Source organism: Paraburkholderia sp. FW306-2-2C-D06C, assembly GCF_058781505.1.
Map to the genome: position 1 here is coordinate 155,677 of NZ_JBYSWU010000013.1, position 8,139 is coordinate 163,815.

Consider the following 8,139-nt stretch of genomic DNA (forward strand, 5'->3'; position numbering starts at 1 on the left):
TGCGCCCCGCTGGCGCGCGCGATGGAGAAAGGTATGGCGGGTCATTCGAAATGGGCCAACATCAAGCATAAGAAAGCAGCGGCCGACGCCAAGCGCGGCAAGGTCTGGACGCGGCTCATCAAGGAAATTCAGGTCGCGGCGCGCATGGGCGGCGGCGACATCGACTCGAATCCGCGTCTGCGGCTCGCGGTCGAAAAGGCGTACGACGCCAACATGCCGAAAGATAACGTCAACCGTGCGATCCAGCGCGGCGTAGGCGGCGTCGACGGTGCAAACTACGAAGAAATCCGCTACGAGGGCTACGGCATCGGCGGCGCGGCAGTGATCGTGGACACAATGACCGACAACCGCACGCGTACGGTGGCGGAAGTGCGTCACGCGTTCTCGAAGAACGGCGGCAACATGGGTACGGACGGCTCGGTGTCGTTCATGTTCGATCACGTCGGCCAGTTCCTGTTCGCGCCCGGCACGCCGGAAGACAAGCTGATGGAAGCCGCGCTGGAAGCCGGCGCTGACGACGTCGTCACGAACGAAGACGGCAGTATCGAAGTGCTGTGCCCGCCGAACGATTTCCCGAAGGTGAAGGCCGCGCTCGAAGCCGCGGGCTTCAAGGCCGAAGTGGCCGAGGTGACGATGAAACCTCAGACGGAAGTCGAATTCACCGGCGACGACGCGGTGAAAATGCAGAAGCTGCTCGACGCGCTGGAGAATCTGGACGACGTGCAGGAAGTCTATACAAACGCCGCGATCGCCGACGAATGAGCGTGTCCCGGCGGCGCACGGGTTCGCATCGAATCGCTGCCCAAAGCCGCCGGCCGACCCTCGCGTTGCTGCTGAGCGGGCGTTTGCATCGTTTCCACACCGCTTCCACACGGGTTCGCAATGTGGCCTGCGCCACCACCGGGCCATTCGCCCTGTGCGAACCTTGCTGCTATTGCACGGCTGAGCGCGCTGCGTCAGCCGTTTATGGTTTTTAAGTCTCGGGGATTCACATGAAGTTACTCGTCGTCGGTTCCGGCGGTCGCGAACATGCGCTCGCATGGAAGCTCGCGCAATCGCCACGGGTCCAGCTTGTCTACGTTGCTCCCGGCAACGGCGGCACGGCCCAGGATGAGCGTCTGCGCAATATCGACATCACCGAGCCGGCCGCGCTCGCCGATTTTGTCGAGAAAGAACAGATCGCCTTCACGCTGGTCGGGCCGGAAGGGCCGCTCGCCGCGGGTATCGTCAATCTTTTCCGCTCGCGTGGCCTGAAGATTTTCGGACCGAGCAAGGAAGCCGCGCAGCTCGAGAGTTCGAAGGATTTCGCCAAGGCGTTCATGAAGCGCCATGCCATCCCGACCGCCGAATATGAAACCTTCGCCGACGTCGCCGCCGCGCACGCGTATCTCGACGCCAAGGGCGCGCCGATCGTCATCAAGGCCGACGGCCTCGCCGCCGGCAAGGGCGTGGTGGTCGCGCAAACGCTGGAAGAAGCGCACGCCGCGGTCGACATGATGCTGTCGGACAACAAGCTCGGCGATGCGGGGGCGCGCGTCGTGATCGAGGAATTCCTCGCCGGCGAAGAAGCGAGCTTCATCGTGATGGTGGACGGCAAGCATGTGCTGCCGCTCGCGTCGAGCCAGGATCACAAGCGTCTGCTCGACGGCGACCAGGGTCCGAACACCGGCGGCATGGGCGCTTATTCACCCGCGCCGATCGTCACGCCGCAACTGCATGCCCGCGTGATGCGCGAAATCATCCTGCCGACAGTGCGCGGCATGGAGAAGGAAGGCATCCGCTTCACCGGCTTCCTGTATGCGGGCCTGATGATCGACCCGCAAGGCAACCCGAAAACGCTCGAATTCAACTGCCGGATGGGCGACCCGGAAACGCAGCCGATCATGACGCGCCTGAAGGGCGACTTCTCGAAGGTGGTCGAGCAGGCGATTGCCGGCACGCTCGATACGGTCGAACTGGAATGGGACCGCCGCACCGCGCTCGGCGTGGTGCTGGCCGCGCGCAACTATCCGGACACGCCGCGCAAGGGCGACCGGATCAGCGACATCCCGGCCGAAACGGCGGATTCGGTCACGTTCCACGCCGGCACCACGCTCGCCGACGGCAAGCTGAGCACCTCGGGTGGCCGCGTATTGTGCGTGGTCGGTCTGGCGGATTCGGTGCGCAGCGCGCAGTCGGTCGCGTACGAGACGATCAATCAGATCTCGTTCGACGGCATGCAGTATCGCCGCGACATCGGCTACCGTGCGTTGAACCGCAAGCACGACGCCAGGACCGAAGGCAAGCACTAAGCCACGCCCCCGCTCGCCCGCAATGTGGCGCCATCGGCGCTACACTGCGGGTTTTCAGCGGCTGTTCCAGAGCCCGCCGCACTATGCGGGCGCCCATTGGGTACTGCCCTGGCTACGGCCAAATGGGTTCCAGGCGGGATCCAGACGCGAGCCCAAAACGAACAACCGCCCGAACAACCGCGCGAACAACCGTACCGCCGCGCTTTTGCCGGACGATCCGAACAACGCCGGCCGTCCTTCACGAAGAACCCGCGGCACGACGAGCGTACCGCCCTCAGCATCTACATTTCATGACCGAATCGAGCTATGACGCACAGGCCGTGCGTAGCTGGCTACAAGGCCTGCAAACGCAAATCGCGGACACGCTCGGCGCGTTCGACGGTACGCCGTTCGCCACCGACACATGGCAGCGCGCCCCCGGCGAAAAGCTGCGCGGCGGCGGCTGCACGCGGATTCTCGAAGGCGGGAAGTTCTTCGAGCGCGCCGGCATCGGTTTCTCGGACGTCGCCGGCGACGCCTTGCCCGGCTCGGCGAGCGCGGCGCGTCCGCAACTGGCCGGCCGCGGCTTCGAAGCAATGGGCGTCTCGCTTGTGCTGCACCCGCACAATCCGCACTGCCCGACCGTGCATATGAACGTGCGTCTGCTGATCGCCACCAAGGCGGGCGAAGAGCCGGTGTTCTGGTTCGGCGGCGGCATGGATCTGACGCCGTACTACGGCTACGAGGAAGATGCACAGCATTTCCATCGGGTCTGCCGCGACGCGTTGCAGCCTTACGGCGCGGACCTCTATCCGAGTTTCAAGCGCTGGTGCGACGAGTATTTCTTCCTCAAGCACCGGAACGAACCGCGCGGCATCGGCGGGATTTTCTTCGACGATTTCTCCGCGCCGGGCTTCGATCAATCGTTCGCGATGCTGAAAAGCGTCGGCGATGCGTTCCTCAAAGCGTATATGCCGATCATCGAAAAGCGCCGCAACATTCCGTACGGCCAGGCCGAGCGCGATTTCCAGGCATACCGGCGCGGCCGCTACGTCGAGTTCAATCTGGTCTTCGACCGTGGCACACTGTTCGGGCTGCAGAGCGGCGGACGCACTGAATCGATTCTGATGTCGATGCCGCCTGTGGTGAACTGGCGCTACAACTGGCACCCCGAACCGGGCACGCCGGAAGCGCGCCTCTACAGCGATTTTCTCGTGCCGCGCGAGTGGGTGTGAGGCTCGCGCCCGCACCGTACCCGGCATCGTCACGACAAAGGATCTTCACCTGAAGCCGAACGCTCATCCTGTCGCCCTGCCTCGCCGGATCGGACTGCTCGGCGGCACTTTCGATCCGATCCACGACGGCCATCTCGCACTGGCGCGGCGTTTCGCCGACGTGCTGCAACTGACCGAACTGGTGCTGCTGCCGGCCGGCCAGCCGTGGCAGAAATCGGACGTGTCGGCGGCCGTGCATCGCCTCGCCATGACGCGCGCGGCGGCAAGCGAACTCGTGCTGCCGGGCGTCACGGTGCGCGTCGCGACCGACGAGATCGATCACGACGGCCCCACTTACACGATCGACACGCTGCAACGCTGGCGTGAACGCGAAGGTCAGGAGGCGTCGATTGCGCTGCTGATCGGCGCGGATCAACTGGTGCATCTCGACACATGGCGCGACTGGCGGCGTCTGTTCGACTTCGCGCATATCTGCGCGGCCACTCGTCCCGGTTTCGACCTCGCGTCGATTCCGCTGGCGGTCGCGAAAGAAATCGACGCGCGCCGCGCCCGCGCCGTGGTGCTGCAAGCCACGCCGTGCGGCCACTTGCTGATCGACACGACGCTTGCGTTCGACGTCTCGGCCACCGACATTCGCGCGCATCTGCGCGAACAGGTGGCGCAGCGGCTCGCCCAGCATGCGGGCGGCGAACGACAGGACAAACAGCAGGGCGAGCAGCAGGACCCGAACCCGGCCCGCGCCGCGAGCCATGTCCCCGCCGCGGTGTGGGACTATATTCTTCAACATCATCTGTACCACCGGTAACCCCATGGATATTCGCAAACTGCAACGCGTGATCGTCGACGCTCTCGAAGACGTGAAGGCGCAAGACATCAAGGTGTTCAACACCACCCACCTGACCGCCCTGTTCGATCGCGTGATCGTCGCGAGCGGCACCTCGAACCGCCAGACCAAAGCGCTCGCCTCCAGCGTGCGCGAGAACGTCAAGGAAGCCGGCGGCGACATCGTCAGCACCGAAGGCGAGGACATCGGCGAATGGGTGCTGGTCGATTGCGGCGACGCGATCGTGCACATCCTGCAACCCGCGCTGCGCCAGTACTACAACCTCGAAGAAATCTGGGGCGAGAAGCCGGTGCGCATCAAGCTGTCGGCGCCGAGCCCGTTCGGCGGCGCGAGCGCAAGCGAGCCGCTCGACGACGAGGAAGAAGACGAAGCGCCGGCTGCGAAGCCCGCACGCAAGACGCCGGCACGCCGCCGCTAAGCGCTTTGGCTCGCCCGTCGCCTGATTTGCCATTGCCTCCGCGATTGCCTCTGCGATTGCATCCGCGATCGAATCCGCGATCGAATCCGCGATTACATCCGTGATGAAACTGCACATCCTCGCCGTCGGCCACAAGATGCCGGACTGGATCGCCACCGGCTTCGACGAATACGCGAAGCGCATGCCGCCCGAGCTGCGTATCGAACTGCGCGAGATCAAGCCCGAGCAGCGTTCGTCGGGGCGGCCGGCGGAAAGCGTGATGGCCGCCGAACGGCAGAAGATCGAGGCCGCGCTGCCGAAGAACGCACGCATTGTCGCGCTCGATGAACGCGGCAAGGACTGGACCACGATGCAGCTTGCCGCCGCCCTGCCCGGCTGGCAGCAGGACGGCCGCGACGTGGCGTTTCTGATCGGCGGCGCCGACGGGCTCGACCCCGATCTGAAAGCGCGCGCCGATATGCTGCTGCGTGTCTCGAGTCTGACGCTGCCGCACGCGATGGTCCGTGTGCTGCTCGCCGAACAGCTTTACCGCGCGTGGACCATCACGCAAAATCACCCCTATCACCGCGCGTGAGCGAACGAGGCTGCCGGCAGATCGCGCGTTTTTAGTCTCGTTGCCTGCGGCGCTTGTCGACGTGTTCATTGACGTGTTCATTGACGTGTTCATTGACGTGTTCATTGACGTGTTCATTGACGTGTTCATTGACGTGCGTCGATTGACGCGCTTGTTGCCCCGCTTATCGACGTGCTTATCGACGCGCTCGTCGATGCTTGAAAGACAAGCTCATCGCCCGTTCATGCAATCCGCTTCATCGAGACCTGTTCATGCCAACCTCCGCCGCGCTGCACCCGTTCGTCTACCTCGCCTCTCAAAGTCCGCGCCGCCAGGAGTTGCTGCAGCAACTCGGCGTGCGCTTCGAACTGCTGCTGCCGCGTCCCGATGAAGATGCCGAAGCGCTCGAGACCGAGCTGCCCGGCGAGCGAGCGCGCGACTACGTGCAGCGCGTCTGCATTGCCAAGGCACGCGCCGCACGCGCGCGCCTCGTGGCCGGCGAGCATGCTGTGCGGCCGATCCTGGTTGCGGACACAACCGTCACGATCGACGACGCGATCCTCGGCAAACCCGTCGATGCCGACGACGCGTTCGCGATGCTCACGCGTCTGGCCGGCCGCGATCATGAAGTGCTGACGGCGGTGGCCGTGATCGACGCGGAAGGCACGTTGCTGCCCGCCGCGCTATCGGTGTCGAAAGTGCGCTTTGCTGCACTGCACGCGGATGCGATTCGCCGCTATGCGGCGAGCGGCGAGCCGCTCGGCAAGGCGGGCGCGTATGGCGTGCAAGGACGCGCCGCCGAGTTTATCGAGCATATCGACGGGTCCTATTCAGGTATCATGGGTTTGCCGCTTTTTGAAACCGCTGCCCTCCTGCGTGCAGCGCGCATCGACTTCTAAAACAACACCATGAATGAAGAAATCCTGATCAATGTCACGCCGCAGGAAACGCGCGTCGCGCTCGTCCAGCAAGGCGCCGTCCAGGAACTTCACGTCGAACGAACGCTGTCGCGCGGGCGCGTCGGCAATGTCTATCTCGGCAAGGTCGTCCGCGTGTTGCCGGGCATGCAATCCGCCTTCATCGACATCGGCCTGGAACGCGCCGCGTTTCTGCACGTCGCCGATATCTGGCATCCGCGCATTGCCGGCGAGCCGCAGCATCAGGCGCCGCATCAGCCGATCGAGAAGATCGTGTTCGAAGGCCAGACGCTGATGGTGCAGGTCGTCAAGGATCCGATCGGCACCAAGGGCGCGCGGCTGTCCACGCAAGTGAGCATCGCCGGGCGCACGCTCGTGTATCTGCCGCAGGAACCGCATATCGGCATTTCGCAGAAGATCGAAAGCGAAGCCGAACGCGAAGCCGTGCGCGCGCGTTTGACCGCCGTGTTGCCCGCCGATGAGAAAGGCGGCTACATCGTGCGCACCATCGCCGAAGATGCGACCAGCGAAGAACTGGCCGGCGACGTCGCGTATCTGCGCAAGACGTGGGCGACGATTCTGTCGCAAGCCCAGCGTATGCCGCCTACCAGCCTCCTGTATCAGGACCTGAATCTCGCGCAGCGCGTGCTGCGCGATTTCGTCAATGACGAAACCTCGCGCATTCAGGTCGACTCGCGCGAGACGTATCAGATGCTCGCCGACTTCGCGGCCGAGTTCACGCCGGCGGTGTCGTCGAAACTGCATCACTACACCGGCGAGCGGCCGCTCTTCGATCTGTACAACATCGAGGCGGAAATTCAGCGCGCGTTGTCACGCCGCGTCGACCTGAAGTCCGGCGGCTATCTGGTGATCGACCAGACCGAAGCGATGACCACGATCGACGTGAACACCGGCGGTTATGTCGGCGCACGCAACTTCGACGATACGATCTTCAAGACCAACCTCGAAGCCGCGCATACGATCGCGCGGCAATTGCGGCTGCGCAACCTGGGCGGCGTGATCATCATCGACTTCATCGATATGGAAAACGTCGAGCATCGGGAGCAGGTGCTCGGCGAATTGAAGAAAGCGTTGGCGCGCGACCGCACGCGGGTGACGGTCAATGGTTTCTCGCAGCTTGGGTTGGTGGAGATGACGCGCAAACGCACGCGCGAATCTTTGGCGCATGTGCTGTGCGAGCCCTGCCCGGTTTGCCAGGGCAAGGGCCAGGTCAAGACTCCGCGCACGGTGTGCTATGACGTGCTGCGCGAGATTCTGCGCGAGTCGCGGCAGTTCAATCCGAAAGAGTTTCGCGTGGTGGCGTCGCAGCAGGTGATCGATCTGTTTCTTGAAGAGGAGTCGCAGCATCTGGCGATGCTGATCGATTTCATCGGTAAACCGGTGTCGTTGCAGGTGGAGTCGAATTTGAGTCAGGAACAGTACGACATTGTGCTGATGTGAATCTCAAAACCCTTATCCATCAAGGGTTTCATGCAATTTTTCGACCTCAAATTCCCTCCTGGCTACCCACTGACCATGAGCGACCACGTCGACGACCAAACGCGAGCCGAATTGCTGCGCCATCTCGTTGTCGGGCAACTAATCGCGAAGCGCCCCCGCCCCGGCGCTCCTCATTTACATTCCCTTAACGCTTCTTGGCGCGGCAGGTGATGCGATCACCCCCGCTTCGCCGACTTGGCAATCAAAGCCTCGGACAAGGGATCAACCATCATCGCGGTCTCTATGCCAACCATCGGCACAACAGTGGCAACGGTGGCGGCTGAAAAGTCTCCCCTAACAACGAAAGGACTGATATGACTCCCGGTGTCAATCGGGATCGGTTTTTCGGTTGCTCGAATTCATGTTTGCGGAATTTCCTGAGGGCGACGTAGCAGTACATCT

The 8,139-nt window shown here is 63.3% G+C and carries 8 protein-coding genes; all 8 read left to right on the top strand.

Annotation, left to right across the window (positions count from 1 at the left end; translation table 11 throughout):
* The first annotated feature begins 33 nt into the window (after positions 1–33).
* The gene (locus AC3WLT_RS12935) at positions 34–762 is read left to right on the top strand and encodes a YebC/PmpR family DNA-binding transcriptional regulator (RefSeq protein WP_013339911.1); all 729 of its coding nucleotides are present in this window, start codon (positions 34–36) and stop codon (positions 760–762) included.
* Positions 763–992: 230 nt separating this feature from the next.
* Positions 993–2,291 carry a phosphoribosylamine--glycine ligase gene (purD, locus tag AC3WLT_RS12940; protein ID WP_492592142.1) on the top strand — a complete coding sequence of 433 codons (1,299 nt, stop codon included), beginning with the start codon at positions 993–995 and terminating at the stop codon, positions 2,289–2,291.
* Positions 2,292–2,581: 290 nt separating this feature from the next.
* Entirely contained in the window at positions 2,582–3,505 is a 924-nt protein-coding gene (gene hemF, locus AC3WLT_RS12945; RefSeq protein WP_492592143.1) for an oxygen-dependent coproporphyrinogen oxidase, read from the top strand.
* Between the two features lie 49 nt (positions 3,506–3,554).
* A complete protein-coding gene (locus tag AC3WLT_RS12950; RefSeq protein WP_492592149.1) occupies positions 3,555–4,310 on the top strand; it encodes a nicotinate-nucleotide adenylyltransferase in 756 nt (251 codons plus the stop codon).
* A gap of 4 nt (positions 4,311–4,314) precedes the next feature.
* Entirely contained in the window at positions 4,315–4,767 is a 453-nt protein-coding gene (gene rsfS / locus AC3WLT_RS12955) for a ribosome silencing factor (protein ID WP_492592144.1), read from the top strand.
* Between the two features lie 103 nt (positions 4,768–4,870).
* Positions 4,871–5,341 carry a 23S rRNA (pseudouridine(1915)-N(3))-methyltransferase RlmH gene (gene rlmH / locus AC3WLT_RS12960; RefSeq protein ID WP_115104009.1) on the top strand — a complete coding sequence of 157 codons (471 nt, stop codon included), beginning with the start codon at positions 4,871–4,873 and terminating at the stop codon, positions 5,339–5,341.
* Positions 5,342–5,592: 251 nt separating this feature from the next.
* On the top strand, positions 5,593–6,219 hold the full coding sequence (locus AC3WLT_RS12965; protein ID WP_492592145.1) for a Maf family protein: 627 nt from the start codon (positions 5,593–5,595) through the stop codon (positions 6,217–6,219).
* Between the two features lie 9 nt (positions 6,220–6,228).
* The gene (gene rng, locus AC3WLT_RS12970; RefSeq protein WP_492592146.1) at positions 6,229–7,698 is read left to right on the top strand and encodes a ribonuclease G; all 1,470 of its coding nucleotides are present in this window, start codon (positions 6,229–6,231) and stop codon (positions 7,696–7,698) included.
* The last annotated feature ends 441 nt before the right edge of the window (positions 7,699–8,139 follow it).

What these genes read in the sequence shown, in the direction of transcription:
- AC3WLT_RS12935 (WP_013339911.1), top strand. Translation starts at nt 34, where the DNA reads ATGGCGGGTCATTCGAAATGGGCCAACATCAAGCATAAGAAAGCAGCG.
- hemF (WP_492592143.1), top strand. Translation starts at nt 2,582, where the DNA reads ATGACCGAATCGAGCTATGACGCACAGGCCGTGCGTAGCTGGCTACAA.
- rng (WP_492592146.1), top strand. Translation starts at nt 6,229, where the DNA reads ATGAATGAAGAAATCCTGATCAATGTCACGCCGCAGGAAACGCGCGTC.
- purD (WP_492592142.1), top strand. Translation starts at nt 993, where the DNA reads ATGAAGTTACTCGTCGTCGGTTCCGGCGGTCGCGAACATGCGCTCGCA.
- rsfS (WP_492592144.1), top strand. Translation starts at nt 4,315, where the DNA reads ATGGATATTCGCAAACTGCAACGCGTGATCGTCGACGCTCTCGAAGAC.
- rlmH (WP_115104009.1), top strand. Translation starts at nt 4,871, where the DNA reads ATGAAACTGCACATCCTCGCCGTCGGCCACAAGATGCCGGACTGGATC.
- AC3WLT_RS12965 (WP_492592145.1), top strand. Translation starts at nt 5,593, where the DNA reads ATGCCAACCTCCGCCGCGCTGCACCCGTTCGTCTACCTCGCCTCTCAA.